We start from the raw sequence: 17,951 nt of genomic DNA, 5'->3' as shown, positions 1-17,951 counted from the left end.
ATGCCGAGCGACAACCCTGACGCCACGCCGGCACTGGCCGCCCGCTATTTCGACGGCCAGAGTTCGCGCCTGTACCACGTCACCCTGAGCGTGCGCGATGGCATGGCCGTGCTGGCGGGCGACATCGCGCGCAGCTGCCCCCTGGGCGAGCTGCACGTGTCCGAACGCAGCAGCCACGCCGCGCGCAAGGTCAGCTTTCCCGACGGCGCCTACCTGGAAATCGCCGACCAGGCCGCCTTCAATGCCCTGCTGCACGCCACGGGCCACCGCGACGGCTGGGTGGTGCGCCTGCAGCAAAGCTGGCGCGGCGCCCTGCTGGCGACAGTGGCCACCGTGCTGGCCCTGTGGCTCAGCTATCAATACCTGCTGCCCGTGGTGGCGAAGGGGGTCGCGTATGCGATTCCCCAGTCCGTCGAGCGCCAGCTGGGCCAGGGCGTGCTCGACTTCCTCGATGGCCACGTGTTTGCGCCAAGTCAACTCGATGCGGCCCGCCAGCAAGCCTTGCGCGCCCGTTTCGCGCGCCTGGCCACGCCCGGCGACAGCGCCCCGGCACACCGCATCGTTTTCCGCAAAAGCAAGATCGGCCCGAACGCGTTTGCCTTGCCGTCCGGCGACATCGTGCTGACCGATGAAATGGTGCAGCTGATGCCGGACGACGACGCCATCATGGGCGTGCTGGCGCATGAACTGGGCCACTTGCAGCAGCGCCACCTGACGCGGCGCCTGATCCAGACCTCGGCCGTGGGTGCCGGCGCGGCGCTGCTGTTCGGCGACGTGTCGACCGTGGTGGCCACCCTGCCGCCGCTGCTGCTGGACCTGAAGTACTCGCGCGACGTCGAGCGCGAGGCGGACGACTATGCCATCGCCATGCTGCGCCAGAACGGCATCGCGCTGGAACACCTGGCGCAGGTGTTTGTCGCCCTGGGCAAGCTGGGCGACGGCACGCCCTACCTGTCGAGCCATCCGGCCAGCGCCGAACGCATCGCACGCATCCGCGCCGCACAACGGTGAACACCTGACCAAACCTACTGCGCGTCGCGCTTTGCGGCCGGCGATGCTCACCGTACTAAAGTACGGTTGCGCTTCTCGGCCACAAATCACTGCCGCTCGCTACGGTTTTGTCAGGTGTCGCATGCGTGGATAGCGTCGCTCCAACCGCACACTTTCCCATTCAGCAAGATCCACAAATCACCGGTACACTCAGCAGTATCAGTCTGACTTCCCCGGAGTGCCCATGCACCTAGTACCATTTCGCTACCTGACCTTCATTGCGACGGCCGCCATCTTTGTCCTGTCCCTGTTTTACTACGACCACTACTGGTTGCCCCTGCTGGCCGGCGCGCTGACCCTGCTGGGCATCAGCGACATGCTGCAGACGAAGCGCGCCCTGCGCCGCAACTATCCCATCCTCGCCCACTTCCGCTTCTTTTTTGAGAGCATCCGCCCCGAGATCCGCCAGTATTTCCTGGAAAGCGACACGGAGGCGACGCCGTTCTCGCGCAGCCAGCGCAGCATCGTCTACCAGCGCGCCAAGGAGCAGACGGACAAGCGCCCGTTCGGCACCCAGCTCGACATGTACCAGGCCGGCTACGAATGGATCAACCACTCCATCGCCCCCGCCAAGGTGACGGGCCACGACTTCCGCATCGAGATCGGCAACCATCCCGACTGCCCGCGCGCAAAACCGTATTCCGCCAGCGTCTTCAACATCTCGGCGATGAGCTTTGGCGCCCTGTCGGCCAACGCCATCCTGGCCCTGAACGGCGGCGCGCGCAGCGGCGGCTTCATGCACGACACGGGCGAAGGCAGCATCAGCCCCTACCACCGCGAAAACGGCGGCGACCTGGTATGGGAAATCGGTTCGGGCTATTTCGGCTGCCGCAACCAGGACGGCACGTTCTCCGAAGAGCGCTTCGTCGCCAACGCCAGCTCCGGGCAGGTCAAGATGATCGAGCTAAAGATGTCGCAGGGCGCCAAGCCGGGCCACGGCGGCGTGCTGCCCGGCCCGAAAGTGACCATCGAGATCGCCACCACGCGCGGCGTGATGGCGGGCGAGGATTGCGTCTCGCCGGCGGCGCACAGCGCCTTTTCCACGCCCCTGGAAATGCTGCATTTTATCGAGCGCCTGCGCAATCTCTCGGGCGGCAAGCCGACGGGCTTCAAGCTGGCCATCGGCCACCCCTGGGAGTTTTTCGCCATCGTCAAGGCCATGCTGGAAACGGGCATCACGCCCGACTTCATCGTCGTCGACGGCAGCGAAGGGGGCACGGGTGCCGCGCCCGTGGAATTCACGGACCACGTGGGCACGCCACTGCAGGAAGCGCTGGTGCTGGTGCATAACACCCTGGTGGGCGCCAACCTGCGCGACCGGATCAAGATCGGCTGCTCGGGCAAGATCATCACGGCCTTCGACATCGCCCGCCTGCTGGCGCTGGGCGCCGACTGGTGCAACTCGGCGCGCGGCTTCATGTTCGCCCTCGGCTGCATCCAGTCGCAAAGCTGCCACACGGACCGCTGCCCCACGGGCGTGGCCACGCAGGACCCGCAGCGCCAGCGTGCCCTGGTGGTGGACGACAAGATCGCCCGCGTGGCGCACTTCCACCAGAACACCATGAAGGCGCTGGCCGAACTGATCGCCGCCGCCGGCCTGGAACACCCGCAGGAGCTGCGTCCGCACCACCTGGTGCGGCGCATTTCGCCGAACCAGGTGAAACTGGCTTCCGCCCTGCTGCCCTTCCTGGAAGCGGGCCAGCTGCTCGACCCGAGCCAGCTGACGCAGCTGCCGCCCGTGTTCGGCCTGTACTGGCCGAAGGCGCAATCGGCATCGTTCAAGCGCCTGGATTAGCGGGCATTGCGCCAGCGGAGCAATACCACTTAATAACCACTTGCGCAATTATCCAAATCCAATACAATACCAAAATAAGCACAAAATATGGCAGCGTTTCCGGTGTTCGCCCAGATGCGTCACCCGGGGCCAGAATACGGACTTGTCGTCATCAGAATGAATACCGGAGGAGTTGCAGCATGGAGCAGGGTTTGCGCGAGAAAGTAGGACAGTTGTTCATGGTGGGCTTCGACGCCCTGCAGGCGGACGAGCATATCAAGACCTTGATACGCGACAAGAAAGTGGGCGGCGTGATCCTGTTCCGCCGCAATGTGCACACGCCGGCGCAAGTGTCGGCCCTGTGCCGCGAACTGCAGGAAATCAACGCGGAGGTGTCCGACACGCCGCTGCTCATCTCCATCGACCAGGAAGGCGGCATGGTGATGCGCATCGAGCAGGGCGTCACGCCGATTCCCGCCGCCATGGCCTTCCAGGCCGCCGGTTCGCCGGTCGACTGCGAACGCATGAACCAGATCAGCGGCGACGAGATGCGCCAGGTCGGCATCAACATGCTGCTCGCCCCCGTGCTGGACGTGAACAACAACCGCAACAATCCCGTCATCGGCGTGCGCGCCTATGGCGAGGATGCCGCCACCGTCATCGAATACGGCATGGCCGCCATGCGCGGCCAGCGCGCCAGCGGCCTGGCCGTCACGGCCAAGCACTTCCCCGGCCACGGTGACACGGCCATCGACACGCACTACGCCATGGCCCTCGTCCCGCACGACAAGGAACGCCTGCGCGCCGTGGAGCTGGCGCCGTTCCGCGCGGCGATTGCCGGCGGCGTCGACGCCATCATGACGGCGCACGTGGTCTTCCCCGCCTTCGAGGCCGACACCAGCGTGCCGGCCACGCTATCGAAGGGCGTGCTGACGGACCTGCTGCGCGGCGAGATGGGCTATCAGGGCGTCGTCATCACCGACTGCCTGGAAATGGCGGCCATCGCCGACGGCATCGGCATTCCCAAGGGCGCCATCGCCACCTTGCAGGCGGGCGCCGACATCGTCCTCATCTCGCACCGCCAAGCGCAGCAGACGGCCGCCATCGACGCCGTCCTCGCCGCCGTGGAAAGCGGCGAGATCGCCATGGAGCGCATCGACGCGGCCCTTGCCCGCGTGGCTGAACTCAAGCGCAACCGCGCCGTGCGCGACTGGCGCGAACGTCCCGTCGCCCCGCCGGCGCTGATGCAGCCGGCCGCCATGGCCCTGTCGCAGCTGCTGCAAAAGGCCGCCTTGCGCGTGCAGGGCGGCTACCGCCCCCTGGACGCGGGCCTGCCCGTGACCCTGCTGACGGTGGAAGTGCGTTCGCGCAGCGAAATCGACGAAGTGGCGCTGGGCCGCAACAAGGAGGCGCGCAGCTCCATGCTGCCGGCGCTGCTCGAAGCGGGCCTGGACGTGCGCGAATATGCCCTGTCGGCCGAAGCACTGGACGACGAAGTCAACGAAGCCATCGCCTTTGCGCAAGGCGCGCAGCAGATCGTGCTGCAAACGTATAACGCCATGTTCATCGACGGCCAGCGCCGCCTGGTCGAGGCCCTGCCGCAGGATAGACTGTGGCTGGTGGCGGGACGCCTGCCGTATGACCTGGACCTGGCGCCGCACGCGCAAGGCCGCCTGGCCGCCTTCGGCTGCCGCCCGGCCGCGCTGGCGCCGGTGGTGGAAAAACTGGCCGGCAAGGCCTAAGCGCAGTGCCGGCGTAAAAAAACCCGCAGCAGCGGGTTTTTTTTCGTTCAGGGCCGCGTAACGGGCGGCAGGGCCGCCACCACCAGCAAGGCAAAGGGCCCGAGGAGCAGGCCGATGCCGAACCAGAGTCCCCCGTGGCGGCCGCGCCGGCTGGCCAGCAGCCAGGTGGCGACGGCAAACAAGAACATGAAGATCAACAGTATCGCCATTGCCACTCCTTGCCATGCGGAAAGCCCAGTGTAGCCCACAGGCGCGCCCGTGGCCAGACGTACATCAGTCCTGGCGCTGCACCTGCATCAGGATCACGCGCTTGCTGCTGCCGTCGGCGGGCGGCGTGGCGGACGGCGGCGGCGGGCTGTCGCAGGAGCCGCAGGAGCCGCAGCCGCTGCCGCAGCCCGGCGCCACCTTGAAAAAGGCCGACAGCTTCGCCTCGTCGAGGCCGCAGCGCACGAGGCCCCGCACGATGGCGCGGCGCACGCCCGCCGGCAGGTACTTGGTCGAGAAATGCAGCAGCGCGGCTGCGACGATCAGGGCGACGATGATGGTTTGCCACATGGTGTGCTCCTAGGCGCCGAACAGCAGGGCGACGCGGTAAGTGATGAACGAGGCGGCGTACGCCAGCGCGAACATGTAGCCGGCCATCAGCAGCGGATAGCGCCAGCCGCCCGTCTCGCGCTTCACCACGGACAGGGTCGACAGGCACTGCGGCGCGAACACATACCAGGCCAGCAGGGACAGCGCCGTGGCCATCGACCACGAATGGGCGATCAGCGGTTCCAGCGTGGAGGCCAGCGCATCGCCCGTCTGCGACAGCGCATACACGGTGCCCAAGGCGCCGACGGCCACTTCGCGCGCCGCCATGCCAGGCACCAGCGCGATGCAGATCTGCCAGTTGAAGCCGATGGGCGCGAAGATCACTTCCAGGCCGCGGCCCAGGATGCCGGCCAGGCTGTAGTAGATCGGCGGGTGGATGGCGTTGTCCGGCGCGCCGGGGAAGGTGCTGAGGAACCACAGGATGATCATCAGGCTCAGGATGATGGTACCGACGCGCGTGAGGAAGATCTTCGCGCGCTCCCACAGGCTGACGGCCAGGTTGCGCAGGTGCGGCCAGTGGTAGGCGGGCAGCTCCAGCAGCAGCGGCTGGTTGCCGCGCACGCCCATGCTGCGCTTCATGACCCAGGCCACGGCCATGGCCGAGACGATGCCGGCAAAATACAGCACGAACAGCACCAGGCCCTGCAGGCTCAGGTAGCCCCACACCTGGCGCTCGGGAATGAAGGCGGCGATGATCAGCGCATACACGGGCAGGCGTGCCGAGCACGTCATCAGCGGCGCGATCATGATGGTGACCAGGCGGTCGCGCGGGTTCTGGATGGTGCGCGCCGCCATCACGCCGGGAATGGCGCAGGCAAAGCTCGACAGCAGCGGGATGAAGGCGCGGCCGGACAGGCCCACGCCGCCCATCAGGCGGTCCAGCAAAAAGGCCGCGCGCGGCAGGTAGCCGCAGTCTTCCAGGCTGAGGATGAAGAAGAACAGGATCAGGATCTGCGGCAGGAACACCAGCACGCTGCCGACGCCGCCGATGATGCCTTCCACCAGCAGGCTTTTCAGGTGGCCGTCGGGCATGTTCGCCGTCAGCACGGCGCCCAGGTGGCCCACGCCGTCCGTGATCATTTCCATCGGCGTGGCGGCCCAGGCAAACACGGCCTGGAAGATGAGGAACATCAGCACCGCCAGGATGAGGGGGCCGAAGACGGGGTGCAGCACCACGTCGTCGATCTTTTCCGTCAGGTTGCCGCGGTCGCCCGCGTCATTGCTGGCGGCGGCCAGGATACGGCGCACTTCGCGCTGGGTTTCTTCGACGCTGACGGCGTCGATGGCCGCCAGCGGCTTGGCGTCCACGACGGGCAGCGGCAGCATGGCGTCGATGGCGCGCAGCAGGGCTTTTTCGCCGTCGTGCTGCACCGCCACGGTTTCCACCACGGGCATGCCCAGTTCCTGCGACAGCCTGGCCGCGTCGATCAGCATGCCGCGCTTGCGCGCCACGTCCGTCATGTTCAGCGCCAGCAGCATCGGCAGCCCCAGGCGCTGCACTTCCAGTACCAGGCGCAGGTTCAGGCGCAGGTTGGTGGCGTCGACGACGCAGATGATGGCGTCCGGACGCGGGTCGCCCTTGCGCAATCCGCCCACCACGTCGCGCGTGATGGCTTCATCGGGCGTGGTGGCCGACAGGCTGTAGGCGCCCGGCAGGTCGAGCAGGCGCACGGGCGTGCCGCCCGGCGAGGTGAAATGGCCTTCCTTGCGCTCGATGGTCACGCCGGCGTAGTTCGCCACTTTCTGGCGCGCGCCCGTCAAGCGGTTGAACAGGGCCGTCTTGCCGCAGTTCGGATTGCCCAGCAAGGCGATTTGTGGCTGATGCGGCGGCTTGTGCACACCCGCATCGACGATAGTTTCGACAGCACCCATGGTTATTCCGGTTGAATCAGCGGTTGAATCGTGATCAGCGCCGCTTCGAAGCGGCGCAGTGCGAACGTGGCATTGCCGACCTTGATGGCGAGCGGATCGCCACCGGGCAGGCCGCGCTTGAGCATGCGGATGCGTTCGCCGGGAACGAATCCCAGCTCCATCAACCGGCGGGCCAGGTCGACCCCGTCCTCCGTCTGTCCTGCCGTGTGGGGCGTGATATGCAACACCGTGCCGCTCTGGCCGACTGCCAGCGCATCGAGCGTCATCAGGGGTGGAACTAGAGTCATGAGCAAATTCCGTTCAAATTAAGCACACGGGGGACAGCCTGCTGCGCGTGGCGCACGCCCCGGTGTTGTGAGGTAAAACGCAACTGTTGCGCATTACCGACAAGCGGCCTTTCAGTATGTCCAGACGGCGACCGTCCGAGACAATACCAGCATTATAAACATGAATGCGAATTGTTTTTATTTGGCCCGGAGAGCCGCCCCTGTCAAGGGCTGCGCCATGCGTTTACGCAACATCACGAGGCCCCCGCAGCCGCCCGCCTGCAGCCGCACGTTTCATCAAAATCGCTTGCATTGTCCTGCGCTTTGCGCGACAATGAAACGCAATGATAATGATTCTCATTAAAACACTAGCAACAATGCTTCGTAGCACTAGTGTCTTTTCATCATCCAGCCAGAAGGTGTATCAATGATTGTATGTGTCTGCAACAACATATCTGATCGTGAAATCCGTCAAGCCGTCGATCTTGGCCTGTCCAGCATGGCCGAACTGCGCCGCGACCTGGGCGTGGCCACGTGCTGCGGCAAATGCCATACCTGCGCACGGGAAGTGCTGAACGATCACCTGAGCGCCACCGTGGTGCTGCAAGAAACCGTATTGATGCGAGCTGTGCTGACAAACTAAGGAAAGTGATGAATGCCATGACGATGATGCCCCCGCCCGTAACGGTGCAGGCCGTGCAACCATTTGCCGATTTCGACAAGAAGCGCAGCAAATTCGCGCCGCTGATGGCCATCGTCGTCCTGCATATCGCCGGCTTTTACGCCATCCAGAGTGGCTTGCTAAGCCGTGTCGTCACGGCCGCCATGCCGACCATCACCACCATCAGCATCATCGCGCCGCCGGCGCCGCCAAAACCGCCGGCGCCGTCCATCCCGAAAACCGTGGAACTGAGCGCCCCCCTGCCGCGCGCCGTGATCCCGCCGCTGCCGCTGATCGCCGTGGCGCCGACCGAACCGACGATCACGCCGCCGCAGCCGACGCGCGCCGAAGCGGCGCCCGTGGCCACCGCCGCGCCGACGGCGCCCGCCACACCGGCACCATCGCCGCCGGCCCCGTCCACGCCGCGCACCGTCAGCAGCGTGGAATACATCAAGGCGCCGCAGCTGGTCTACCCGAACCTGTCGCGCCGCCTGGGCGAGAGCGGCACCGTGGTGCTGCGCATCCTGATCAATGAAAAAGGCTTGCCCGAGCAGATCCTCGTGCACAAATCGACGGGCTACAGCAACCTCGATGAAGCGGGCCGCCAGGCAGCGCAGCGCGCGCTGTTCAAGCCCATGATCGAAAACGGCAAGGCCGTGCCCGTCTACGTGCTGGTTCCCCTGACCTTCCAACTGAGCTAGCCTTCCTGCGGCCGCGCGCCGCTGCCAGCCCGCAAGCATCGCACCGCGTGCCCTGCTTGCTTTTTTGCGCCCTGTTTTTAGTCAAGCGATTTGCTTGTTTCAGTCTGCCAGCCTACATCCCCGGGCCAGGCAGACTTTTTTTTGGGCGGGCAGGTCCAGGGTTAGCTGCATGCAAAACAGCCGTACACTCTTTTTCACCCTGAAAAAACTGGGGGCGGACGGGGACGCCTGGTCCCGCAGGGTCCGCCCCCTTTCTACGCTACATCTCCGCCCACATCCGCAGCAGGTTGTGATAATGCCCCGTCAAGCCCACCGTGGCCGGCGAATCGCCGTGCTCGCCGCGCACGCTCTGGATGTTTTGATCCAGCTCAAACAGCATGCTGCGCTTCCAGTCTTCGCGCACCATGCTCTGCGTCCACAGGAAAGAGCAGATGCGCTCGCCGCTGGTGACGGGCAGCACCTGGTGCACGCTGCTCGACGGATACACGATCACGTCGCCGGCCGGCAGTTTCACTTCATGCGTGCCGTACGCATCGACCACCACCAACTCGCCGCCTTCGTACTCGTCCGGTTCGCTCAGGAAGACGGTTGACGAGACGTCGGCGCGCATCGACTGCATGCCGTTTTTCGGCGTGCGGATGGCGCCGTCGATATGCAGGCCATAGTGTTCGCCGCCCGCGTAGCTGTTGAAGAAGGGCGGCAGGATGCGCAGCGGCAGCACGGCCGAGAAAAACAGCGGATTGGCCATCAGGGCGCGGCTGACGATCTCGCCCAGTTCCAGCGCCAGCGGCGAGCCTTCGGCCAGCTGGCGGTTGCGCTTGACCTGCGCGCCCTGCGCGCCCACGCTGGCGCGCCCGTCGACCCAGTCCGTCTGCGCCAGGCGCTGGCGGAAGTGCGTGACCTGTTCCGGCGTCAGTACGCCGGGTATGTGCAGCATCATCTTGCTATCCTTTGTAATAAATTCCCCTTGGGATTATCGCATCGCCGCCAGCGGCCAAGTATGCATAAAGGCAAGAACGGTGCAAACATTTCCGCCTTTGCCGCATCGCCGCACCGGCCAGCCGGACATGCAAAAAAGATAGCATGAACGCGAATGAGAATGGCCTCCATTTGCCTTGACAAATAAAAAACGGAGAACGGTGGAAATTTACTTGAGAATGGGTTTTATTCGCACGATATTTACGTTAAAAAGACGGAAAAACGCCGTTTCGCAGCAAAAATCGCCCACATTCTGCGCTATCATGCGGGCATAGCGAGACCGGCAATATGCGCGCCACCAGGCAGCCCTTCGCCACCCGGCAGTGACCGCCAGCAGCCACCGGTTTCATCATCGAACGCAAGACAGAACAAAGGAAATCCCATGAAGGGCGATAAAGAAGTCATCCGCTTGCTCAACGCACAGCTCACCAACGAATTGTCCGCCATCAACCAGTACTTCCTGCATGCACGCATGTACAAGCACTGGGGCCTGGAAAAGCTGGGCAAGAAGGAATACGAAGAGTCGATCGGCGAAATGAAACACGCCGACAAGCTGATCGACCGCATCCTGATGCTCGACGGCCTGCCCAACCTGCAAGCGCTGCACAAGCTGCTGATCGGCGAGAACACGCCGGAAATGCTGGAATGCGATCTGAAACTGGAACGCGCCGCGCACGCCACCGTCAAGGAAGGCATCGCCACCTGCGAAAAAGCGGGCGACTACGTCTCGCGCGACCTGTTCCTGATGATCCTGGAAGACACGGAAGAGCATATCGACTGGCTGGAAACGCAGATCGACCTGATCGCCAAGGTCGGCATCCAGAACTACCTGCAAAGCCAGATGGCTGTTGAGGAGTGATGACACCGGATAAAACCTGCTGCGCGTCGGCATAAGCTTCCTGCGATGCTCACCGTACTCCAGTACGGTTGCGCTTCTCGACCACCTCTTCCTTCCGCTCGCGACGGTTTTATCAGGCGTCGTCACCTTGGTGGTGAAATAAAAAAACCGGCAGCTGCCGGTTTTTTTACGTCCGCGCCCTATTGCGGCACGGTATCCTTGAACGATTGCCGCTCGGACAGCTTGTCGAACAGGCGCGCCAGCGCGGGGTGATCGGCGCGCCAGTCGATTTCCGGGAAGCGGAAGCTGAGCCAGCCCAGGGCGCAGCCCACGGCCACGTCGGCCAGGGTGTAGTTCTTGCCGGCGCAATAGGCGCTCTCGCCCAGGCGCGCTTCCAGCGCCGCCAGGCCCAGGGTGATCTTGTCCAGCTGGCGCGCGATCCAGGCCGCGCTTTGCTGCTCGGGCGGACGCTGCGTGCGCTCCAGGCGCACCAGCACGCCCGCGTCGAGGATGCCGTCGGCCAGCGCTTCCCAGTTCTTGATATCGGCCCGCTCGCGGCCATTGCCGCCGGCCGGCAGCAGCTTGCACACGGGCGTGAGCGTATCGAGGTATTCGACGATGACGCGCGAGTCGATGAGCGCGCTGCCATCCTCCATCACCAGGCATGGCACTTTGCCCAGCGGATTGGCCTGGGCGATGCGGGTTTCCGGCACCCACACGTTTTCCAGCTCGAAGACATAGTCGAGCTTTTTTTCCGCCAGCACGATGCGGGCTTTGCGGACATACGGGCTGGCGAGGGAACCGATCAGTTTCATAGACACTTTAAGGTAAAGGAGCAGCGGCCAGTATAGCATCGGCGGCAGCCGCATTTGGCAGCGCGCGCCCGGTGCGCCCCGCAGTGTGGCAGGCACGCCGCATCGGCGCCCGATTCGGCCCGATTGCGGTGCGCCGGCGCCCGGCGCACGTCTGCCAGGGCGCCAGCGGTGGTAAAATCGCCCTTTACTGTGGCGCCGCCAGTGTTGCTTTATTGCAATAGCCCTGCCCTCCCCGCGCGCCACGCGCCAACCGTTTCTTTAACTTGCGTCCGCTCTCATGACTTCTACTACTCCGTATTCCACGCTGTCGGCCCTGTCTCCGCTCGATGGCCGCTACGCCAGCAAGACCGACCTGCTGCGCCCGATCCTGTCCGAAGCCGGTTTCATGCACCACCGCGTGAAAGTGGAAATTTCCTGGTTGCAAGCGCTGTCGCAAGCCGGTTTCGCGGAAATCAAGCCGTTCTCGGCAGAAGCGAACGCCCTGCTCGACAAGATGGCGGCCGATTTCTCGGAAGCCGACGCGGCCCGCATCAAGGCCATCGAAGCGGTCACCAACCATGACGTCAAGGCCGTCGAGTACTGGCTGAAGGAACAGGTCGCGGACGTGCCGGAACTGGTGGCGGCGTCGGAATTCATCCACTTCGCCTGCACCTCGGAAGACATCAACAACACCTCGCACGGCATGATGCTCAAGGCCGCCCGCGACGGCGTGATGCTACCTGCCTTGACCGGCCTGGTGGCCAAGCTGACGCAGATCGCGCACGACAATGCCGACGTGCCGATGCTGTCGCGCACGCACGGCCAGACGGCCAGCCCGACCACCCTGGGCAAGGAGTTCGCCAACGTCGTGGCCCGCCTGCAGCGCGCCGTGAAACGCATCGCGCAAGTGGAAATCCTCGGCAAGATGAATGGCGCCGTCGGCAATTACAACGCCCACCTGTCCGCCTACCCGGGCTTCGACTGGCCGGCGTTCTCTCAGGCCGTCATCGAACAGCGCCTGGGCCTGGTCTTCAATCCGTACACCATCCAGATCGAGCCGCACGACTACATGGCCGAGCTGTTCGACGCCTTCGCGCGCGCCAACACCATCCTGCTGGACCTGAACCGCGACATCTGGACGTATGTCTCGCTGGGCTACTTCAAGCAGAAACTGAAAGCGGGCGAAATCGGCTCGTCGACCATGCCGCACAAGGTCAACCCGATCGACTTCGAAAACTCGGAAGGCAACCTGGGCCTGGCCAACGCCGTGCTGAAACACCTGTCGGAAAAACTGCCCGTCTCGCGCATGCAGCGCGACTTGACCGACTCGACCGTGCTGCGCAACATCGGCGTGGGCCTGGGCTACACCCTGCTGGCGTATGACAGCTGCCTGCGCGGCCTGAACAAGCTGGAAGTGAACCACGCGCGCCTGGCGCAAGACCTGGACGCCACCTGGGAAGTCCTGGCCGAGCCCGTACAAACCGTGATGCGCCGCTATGGCATCGAAAATCCGTACGAGCAGCTGAAAGAGCTGACGCGCGGCAAGGGCATCTCGAAGGAAGCGCTGCAGGAATTCGTCAACGGCCTGGCCATTCCGCAGGACGCCAAGGATGTCTTGCTGACCATGACGCCGGCGAACTACATCGGTATCGCGGCGCAGCTGGCCAAAGCCATCTAAGCAGTTTCCACATCGGGATCCCGCAGATCCCCTCCCGCGGGGCGGCCAGCACACAAATGCTGCCCGCCCCGCGGTTTTTCCGTCCGTCTTTCTTGTAGAATCTCCAGCACGCAGCGCAATTTGCTTTTCTTTGGTATATTAGGCCGAATTAGTCCTAATACGTACTACTTTCAAGAAAGCCCCGCCGATGCAACGCTACACCACCACCGCCATCATCCTGCACTGGCTGACGGCCCTGCTGATCATCAGCGCCTTCATCATGGGCCTGGTCATGACGGATATTCCCGGCCTGACGCCCACCAAGCTCAAATATTTCTCGTGGCATAAATGGCTGGGCGTGACCGTGCTGGCCATTGCCGCCATCCGCTTGCTGTGGCGCAAGGCCAACGTGCCGCCGCCGCATCCGGCCAGCATGGTCGCGTGGCAAAAGAAGGCGGCCGACGCCATGCACGTGCTGCTGTATATCCTGATCTTTGCCGTGCCCGTCTCCGGCTACCTGTACACCCTGGCCGCCGGCGTGCCAGTGGTCTACCTGGGCCTGTTCCAGCTGCCCGTCTTCATGGCGCCGAATCCGGAACTTAAGCCACTTTTAAAAGAAATTCATTATGTTCTGAACATGACGATGGCTGCCGCCGTGGCCGCCCACGTACTGGCGGCGCTGAAGCACCAGTTCATCGACCGCGACGGCGTGCTGAAACGCATGCTGCCCTGAGAACATCGAACCAGACCTGCTGCACGTCGCCATCTGCATGCGCTCGCTGCGGTTTTGTCCGGCGTTCCAAGTCCGTCTTAATCTGCTTTGCTCACTGAAACACAGGAAAAAACAAGATGAAAACCACCCAACGCATCGTCCTCGCTTCCCTGCTGGGCCTGTCCGTGGCCGCCACCGCCGCCACCCTGCTGAAAGTCGATTCCGCCAAGACCAGCGTGTCGGCCGTCTTCAAGCAAATGAACGTGCCCGTGGAAGCGAAATTCAAGAAATTCAATATCGCCATCGATTACAACCCGGCCACGCCGGACGCCTCGAAAGCGTCGGTGGAGATCGAGACGGCCAGCATCGATATCGGCGACCCGGAATACAACAAGGAAGTGGCGAAGAAAGAATGGTTCAATTCCGCCCAGTTCCCGAAAGCCACCTTTGTCTCGAGCAGCATCAAGGCTGCCGGCGCAGGCAAGCTGACGGTGACGGGCAAGCTGAGCATCAAGGGCAAGACCAGCGACGTGACCTTCCCCCTGACGGTGAAAGCCGACGGCGGCAAATATGCGTTTGACGGCGCCCTGCCGATCAAGCGCCTGACCTACAACATCGGCGAAGGCGAGTGGAAGGATACGAGCATGGTTGCCGATGAGGTCACGATCAAGTTCCATGTTTCGGCTCAGTAACGCCTGAGAAAACGTCCATGACTGCGTTGCTCTTGCCTGGTTTTCCACCTTGTGCTTTTCGGACCGCACCAGGCAAGGCGCCTGCCCTGAACGTTTTTCAGGCGTTAGCAAAAACAACCCCACAACCCTTTAGGATCTGCATGAAATTTTCGCACTTGATGATCGCCGTGCTGGCAGTTGCCGGCGCCGGTTCGGCCATGGCCGCTACCGAAACCTACAACCTCGACCCGACGCATACCTTCCCCAGCTTTGAGGCCGATCACATGGGCATGTCCGTGTGGCGCGGCAAGTTCAACAAGACCAAGGGCACCGTCACCCTGGACCGCGCCGCCAAGTCGGGCAGCCTGGACCTGGTCATCGATGCCGATTCCATCGATTTCGGCCTGGACGCGATGAACACGCACGCGAAAAAAGCGGACATGTTCAACGTGGAAAAATTCCCGGAAATCAGCTACAAAAGTAAATCGTTCAAGTTCAACGGCGACCAGCTGGTGGAAGTCGATGGCGAGCTGACCCTGCTGGGCGTGACCAAGCCCGTCAAGCTGAACGTGAGCAAGTTCAAGTGCATCATGCACCCGCGTTACAAGCGCGAAGTGTGCGGCGCCGATGCCAGCGCGGAATTCAAGCGCAGCGACTTTGGCCTGAGCTACGGCCTGCCGGCGTTCTCGCCGGAAGTCAAGCTGGCCATCCAGGTGGAAGCCATCAAGGCCGACTAAGCACGACCTTGCCACATGACAAGCCCGCCTCGCTGTCCGCAGCCAGGCGGGCTTTTGCGTGCAGGCGTAAATGCGCTGGACTTTTCTATCGTGCGGCATCAGTATCGATTTGCCATGATGTTTTTCTAACACGGCACAACCACTTATCCATCGCGCGGAGGATTACATGAATTTCATTATATGGATCGTTATTGGCGGCGTCATCGGCTGGCTGGCCAGCATGGTCATGAAAACCGATGCGCAACAGGGCATCTTCCTCAACATCGTCGTCGGCATTGTCGGCGCCTTCCTCGGCGGCTGGCTGCTGGCGCCCCTGTTTGGCACGGGCACCATCAATAGCGACAACTTCAGCCTGTCCTCGCTGCTGGTCTCCTTCCTCGGTGCCGTGATACTGCTGGGTATCGTGAATCTCTTGCGCCGCGGCAAAATACGCTGAGGCTGGCGCGGCAACACATCACACACGGGCCGGACCGCGCAAGCGCCCGGCCATTTTTATTGCCTGTAAAACAATTGTCTGGACAATACCACGGTCGCCGGCACGGGAAAATGCGCCCTGCCAGCCTGATTTGCCCCCTGCCAGGACATGAAATATTTCCTTAAATAAAACACCCTCCGACATACCCTGAGGAAAATGTCATTGACTAGTCACAGTTCGATACGGATACTCTAGGTCGCCCGCTGAGAAAACCACTGGGTACGTACGCTGATTCCGACTTCCCACCATGTAAAAAGACAAGAAATCGAATGAAAAAATCTTTAATCGCGCTCGCCATCCTGAGCAACTTCGCACACGCCGACGAAGGCATGTGGATGCCCCAACAGCTGCCACAAGTAGCCAAGGAACTGAAAGCGGCCGGACTGAAACTGGACCCGACCACCCTGACCAAGCTGACCGAGTTCCCGATGGGCGCCATCGTCAGCCTGGGCGGCTGCTCGGCGTCGTTCGTCTCGCCGCAAGGCCTGGTCGCCACCAACCACCACTGCGTCTACAACAGCGTGGCGGTGAACTCGACCAAAGAGCGCGATTTGCTGGCCAACGGCTTCCTGGCCAAGACCTACGCTGAAGAACTGCCGGCCGCCCCGGGCAGCCGCATCTTCGTCACCTCGGCCGTGACGAATGTCAGCGACAAGATCATCACCGCCGACGTGGCCAAGCTGCAAGGCAAGGCACGCATCGACGCGATCGAGAAAAACCAGAAGAAACTGGTCGCCGAATGCGAAAAAGAAGCGGGCTTCCGCTGCACCGTGTCGAGCTACTACGGCGGCCTGGAGTTCTACCTGATCAAGCAACTGGAAATCCGCGACGTGCGCCTGGTGCATGCACCGCCGGCCGGCGTGGGCAAATTCGGCGGCGACACCGACAACTGGATGTGGCCACGCCACACGGGCGACTACGGTTTCTACCGCGCCTATGTCAGCAAGGACGGCAAGGCTGCCGACTTCAGCAAGGACAACGTGCCGTACCAGCCGAAACACGTGCTGAAACTGGCCAAGGATGGCTTGAAGGAAGGCGATTTCGTCATGGCGCTGGGCTACCCTGGCCGCACCAACCGTCACCGCCTGCCATCGGAAGTGGCATTCACGTTCGACTGGAACTATCCGGCCTTCGTGAAGGCATCGGGTGAAACCCTGGCCATCATCGCGCGCGAAACCAAGGACAACAAGGATGTTGCCCTGAAATACGCGGGCCAGGTGGCTGGCGTGAACAATTACTACAAGAACCGCCAAGGCATGCTGGACTCGTACGCGGGCAGCGACTTCCTGGCACGCAAGACGGCCGAACACGACGCCCTGAAAACCTGGGTCAACGCCAATCCTGCCCGCAAGGCGGAATTTGCCGGCGACATCGAGCAGGTGGAAAAGCTGATCGCCGAGCGCGATGCCGACATCAAGCGCGACTTCTTCCTGGGCTACGCACAGCCACGCCTGCTGAACACGGCACGCAGCCTGTACCGCCTGGCCAATGAAAGCACCAAGGCCGACACGGAACGCAAGTCCGGCTACCAGACGCGCGACTTGCCACGCCTGGAAGCGGGCATCACCTCGGTCGAGCGCACCTACGATGAAAAAGTCGACAAGGCGCTGGTACTGAACAGCCTGGCCAAGTACGCCGCGCAGCCGGCAGCACAGCGCCGCGCCAGCTTCGACGCCGCCATCGCCATCAAGGATGGCATGTCGCAAGCGGACCTGGTTGCCGCCCTGGACAAACTGTATGCCGGCAGCAAGCTGGGCGACAAGGCCGAGCGCGCAGCCTGGCTGAAACGCACGCCAGCCGAATTCCAGGCCAGCAAGGACAGCTTCATCCAGGCCGCCGTCGCCATGTACCCGGATTCGCTGAAAAACGAAGCGGAAGACGAAGAACTGGCCGGCAAGATCCAGCAAAGCTATGCCAACTACATGAAAGCCAAGATCGCCTTCATGAAGAGCAAGGGCCAAGCCGTCTATCCTGACGCCAACAGCACCCTGCGCGTGACCTTCGGCCGCGTTGCCGGCCGTGACCATGGCGCCGACGGCACCACCTGGACCGCGTTCACCACCGTCAATGGCGTGGTGGCCAAGGCCACGGGCGAAGGCGAGTTCAATGCACCAGCGAAACAACTGGCCGCGATCAAAGCCAAGGACTTCGGCAAATTTGTCGATCCGAAGCTGAAAACCGTGCCGGTCGACTACCTGGCCACCTTGGACATCACCGGCGGCAACTCCGGTTCGGCTGCCCTGAACTCGAAAGGCGAATTCATCGGCCTGGCGTTCGACGGCACCCTGGACTCGATCATTTCCGACTGGGACTACAACAAGGCCAATACGCGTTCGATCCAGGTCGACCTGCGCTACATGCTGTGGAACATGAAACACATCGACCACGCAGACAACCTGCTGAAGGAAATGGGCGCCGAGTAATTTTCG

At 62.9% G+C, this 17,951-nt stretch carries 18 protein-coding genes; 12 read left to right on the top strand and 6 right to left on the bottom strand.

The features are described 5' to 3' along the window. The 3 genes from AC07VL_RS04845 to nagZ all read left to right on the top strand — a co-directional run bounded on the left by AC07VL_RS04845 (position 1) and on the right by nagZ (position 4,566). On the top strand, positions 1-1,011 hold the full coding sequence (locus AC07VL_RS04845; protein ID WP_494804832.1) for a M48 family metallopeptidase: 1,011 nt from the start codon (positions 1-3) through the stop codon (positions 1,009-1,011). A 223-nt stretch (positions 1,012-1,234) separates the two neighbouring features. Then, the gene (locus tag AC07VL_RS04840; RefSeq protein WP_494804831.1) at positions 1,235-2,845 is read left to right on the top strand and encodes an FMN-binding glutamate synthase family protein; all 1,611 of its coding nucleotides are present in this window, start codon (positions 1,235-1,237) and stop codon (positions 2,843-2,845) included. 179 nt (positions 2,846-3,024) lie between these two features. Further along, positions 3,025-4,566, top strand: coding sequence for a beta-N-acetylhexosaminidase (gene nagZ / locus AC07VL_RS04835; protein WP_494804830.1), 1,542 nt, complete (start codon positions 3,025-3,027; stop codon positions 4,564-4,566). Positions 4,567-4,613: 47 nt separating this feature from the next. Here nagZ and AC07VL_RS04830 read toward each other — a convergent pair whose 3' ends face one another. The 4 genes from AC07VL_RS04830 to AC07VL_RS04815 all read right to left on the bottom strand — a co-directional run bounded on the left by AC07VL_RS04830 (position 4,614) and on the right by AC07VL_RS04815 (position 7,319). Next, positions 4,614-4,775, bottom strand: coding sequence for a hypothetical protein (locus AC07VL_RS04830; protein ID WP_494804829.1), 162 nt, complete (start codon positions 4,773-4,775; stop codon positions 4,614-4,616). Between the two features lie 64 nt (positions 4,776-4,839). After that, entirely contained in the window at positions 4,840-5,121 is a 282-nt protein-coding gene (locus tag AC07VL_RS04825; RefSeq protein WP_290599863.1) for a hypothetical protein, read from the bottom strand. Positions 5,122-5,130: 9 nt separating this feature from the next. Beyond that, positions 5,131-7,032 (bottom strand): ferrous iron transporter B, encoded by a 1,902-nt coding sequence (gene feoB, locus AC07VL_RS04820; RefSeq protein ID WP_494804828.1) that lies wholly within the window; start codon positions 7,030-7,032, stop codon positions 5,131-5,133. 2 nt (positions 7,033-7,034) lie between these two features. Further along, the gene (locus AC07VL_RS04815) at positions 7,035-7,319 is read right to left on the bottom strand and encodes a FeoA family protein (RefSeq protein ID WP_290599860.1); all 285 of its coding nucleotides are present in this window, start codon (positions 7,317-7,319) and stop codon (positions 7,035-7,037) included. A gap of 406 nt (positions 7,320-7,725) precedes the next feature. On the opposite strand from AC07VL_RS04815, the gene AC07VL_RS04810 reads away from it, so the two are divergent. Both AC07VL_RS04810 and AC07VL_RS04805 read left to right on the top strand, forming a co-directional pair. Next, complete coding sequence (locus AC07VL_RS04810; protein WP_071075208.1) at positions 7,726-7,941, top strand: (2Fe-2S)-binding protein; 216 nt, start codon at positions 7,726-7,728, stop codon at positions 7,939-7,941. 17 nt (positions 7,942-7,958) lie between these two features. Then, complete coding sequence (locus tag AC07VL_RS04805; RefSeq protein ID WP_494804827.1) at positions 7,959-8,660, top strand: energy transducer TonB; 702 nt, start codon at positions 7,959-7,961, stop codon at positions 8,658-8,660. A gap of 259 nt (positions 8,661-8,919) precedes the next feature. Here the strand turns inward: AC07VL_RS04805 and AC07VL_RS04800 are convergent, their stop codons facing one another. Beyond that, positions 8,920-9,600, bottom strand: coding sequence for a Fe2+-dependent dioxygenase (locus AC07VL_RS04800; protein WP_131373301.1), 681 nt, complete (start codon positions 9,598-9,600; stop codon positions 8,920-8,922). 420 nt (positions 9,601-10,020) lie between these two features. Between AC07VL_RS04800 and bfr the strand changes: the two genes are divergently transcribed. Next, the gene (bfr, locus tag AC07VL_RS04795) at positions 10,021-10,497 is read left to right on the top strand and encodes a bacterioferritin (protein ID WP_092802915.1); all 477 of its coding nucleotides are present in this window, start codon (positions 10,021-10,023) and stop codon (positions 10,495-10,497) included. A gap of 179 nt (positions 10,498-10,676) precedes the next feature. On the opposite strand, the gene AC07VL_RS04790 is transcribed toward bfr, so the two are convergent. Beyond that, the gene (locus AC07VL_RS04790; protein ID WP_494804826.1) at positions 10,677-11,291 is read right to left on the bottom strand and encodes a glutathione S-transferase N-terminal domain-containing protein; all 615 of its coding nucleotides are present in this window, start codon (positions 11,289-11,291) and stop codon (positions 10,677-10,679) included. 277 nt (positions 11,292-11,568) lie between these two features. On the opposite strand from AC07VL_RS04790, the gene purB reads away from it, so the two are divergent. The 6 genes from purB to AC07VL_RS04760 all read left to right on the top strand — a co-directional run bounded on the left by purB (position 11,569) and on the right by AC07VL_RS04760 (position 17,945). Beyond that, positions 11,569-12,948, top strand: coding sequence for an adenylosuccinate lyase (purB, locus tag AC07VL_RS04785; protein ID WP_494804825.1), 1,380 nt, complete (start codon positions 11,569-11,571; stop codon positions 12,946-12,948). Between the two features lie 187 nt (positions 12,949-13,135). Beyond that, on the top strand, positions 13,136-13,660 hold the full coding sequence (locus tag AC07VL_RS04780) for a cytochrome b (RefSeq protein WP_290599847.1): 525 nt from the start codon (positions 13,136-13,138) through the stop codon (positions 13,658-13,660). A 116-nt stretch (positions 13,661-13,776) separates the two neighbouring features. Beyond that, positions 13,777-14,331, top strand: coding sequence for a YceI family protein (locus tag AC07VL_RS04775; RefSeq protein WP_494804824.1), 555 nt, complete (start codon positions 13,777-13,779; stop codon positions 14,329-14,331). 140 nt (positions 14,332-14,471) lie between these two features. Beyond that, positions 14,472-15,047: a YceI family protein gene (locus AC07VL_RS04770; RefSeq protein WP_494804823.1), complete on the top strand. Its 576-nt coding sequence runs from the start codon at positions 14,472-14,474 to the stop codon at positions 15,045-15,047. A gap of 166 nt (positions 15,048-15,213) precedes the next feature. Further along, a complete protein-coding gene (locus AC07VL_RS04765) occupies positions 15,214-15,483 on the top strand; it encodes a GlsB/YeaQ/YmgE family stress response membrane protein (RefSeq protein ID WP_071075198.1) in 270 nt (89 codons plus the stop codon). Between the two features lie 308 nt (positions 15,484-15,791). Then, complete coding sequence (locus AC07VL_RS04760) at positions 15,792-17,945, top strand: S46 family peptidase (protein WP_494804822.1); 2,154 nt, start codon at positions 15,792-15,794, stop codon at positions 17,943-17,945. Positions 17,946-17,951: the final 6 nt, after the last annotated feature.

It is taken from the genome of Janthinobacterium sp. GW821-FHT03C08, from assembly GCF_059420905.1.
The sequence above is the reverse complement of the archived record's forward strand: the minus strand, read 5'-3'. Positions and strand labels throughout refer to the sequence as shown.

Bases quoted from the DNA above. Each gene is read 5' to 3' on its own strand.
- AC07VL_RS04845 (WP_494804832.1), top strand. From the start codon at position 1: ATGCCGAGCGACAACCCTGACGCCACGCCGGCACTGGCCGCCCGCTAT.
- AC07VL_RS04840 (WP_494804831.1), top strand. From the start codon at position 1,235: ATGCACCTAGTACCATTTCGCTACCTGACCTTCATTGCGACGGCCGCC.
- nagZ (WP_494804830.1), top strand. From the start codon at position 3,025: ATGGAGCAGGGTTTGCGCGAGAAAGTAGGACAGTTGTTCATGGTGGGC.
- AC07VL_RS04830 (WP_494804829.1), bottom strand. From the start codon at position 4,775: ATGGCGATACTGTTGATCTTCATGTTCTTGTTTGCCGTCGCCACCTGG.
- AC07VL_RS04825 (WP_290599863.1), bottom strand. From the start codon at position 5,121: ATGTGGCAAACCATCATCGTCGCCCTGATCGTCGCAGCCGCGCTGCTG.
- feoB (WP_494804828.1), bottom strand. From the start codon at position 7,032: ATGGGTGCTGTCGAAACTATCGTCGATGCGGGTGTGCACAAGCCGCCG.
- AC07VL_RS04815 (WP_290599860.1), bottom strand. From the start codon at position 7,319: ATGACTCTAGTTCCACCCCTGATGACGCTCGATGCGCTGGCAGTCGGC.
- AC07VL_RS04810 (WP_071075208.1), top strand. From the start codon at position 7,726: ATGATTGTATGTGTCTGCAACAACATATCTGATCGTGAAATCCGTCAA.
- AC07VL_RS04805 (WP_494804827.1), top strand. From the start codon at position 7,959: ATGACGATGATGCCCCCGCCCGTAACGGTGCAGGCCGTGCAACCATTT.
- AC07VL_RS04800 (WP_131373301.1), bottom strand. From the start codon at position 9,600: ATGATGCTGCACATACCCGGCGTACTGACGCCGGAACAGGTCACGCAC.
- bfr (WP_092802915.1), top strand. From the start codon at position 10,021: ATGAAGGGCGATAAAGAAGTCATCCGCTTGCTCAACGCACAGCTCACC.
- AC07VL_RS04790 (WP_494804826.1), bottom strand. From the start codon at position 11,291: ATGAAACTGATCGGTTCCCTCGCCAGCCCGTATGTCCGCAAAGCCCGC.
- purB (WP_494804825.1), top strand. From the start codon at position 11,569: ATGACTTCTACTACTCCGTATTCCACGCTGTCGGCCCTGTCTCCGCTC.
- AC07VL_RS04780 (WP_290599847.1), top strand. From the start codon at position 13,136: ATGCAACGCTACACCACCACCGCCATCATCCTGCACTGGCTGACGGCC.
- AC07VL_RS04775 (WP_494804824.1), top strand. From the start codon at position 13,777: ATGAAAACCACCCAACGCATCGTCCTCGCTTCCCTGCTGGGCCTGTCC.
- AC07VL_RS04770 (WP_494804823.1), top strand. From the start codon at position 14,472: ATGAAATTTTCGCACTTGATGATCGCCGTGCTGGCAGTTGCCGGCGCC.
- AC07VL_RS04765 (WP_071075198.1), top strand. From the start codon at position 15,214: ATGAATTTCATTATATGGATCGTTATTGGCGGCGTCATCGGCTGGCTG.
- AC07VL_RS04760 (WP_494804822.1), top strand. From the start codon at position 15,792: ATGAAAAAATCTTTAATCGCGCTCGCCATCCTGAGCAACTTCGCACAC.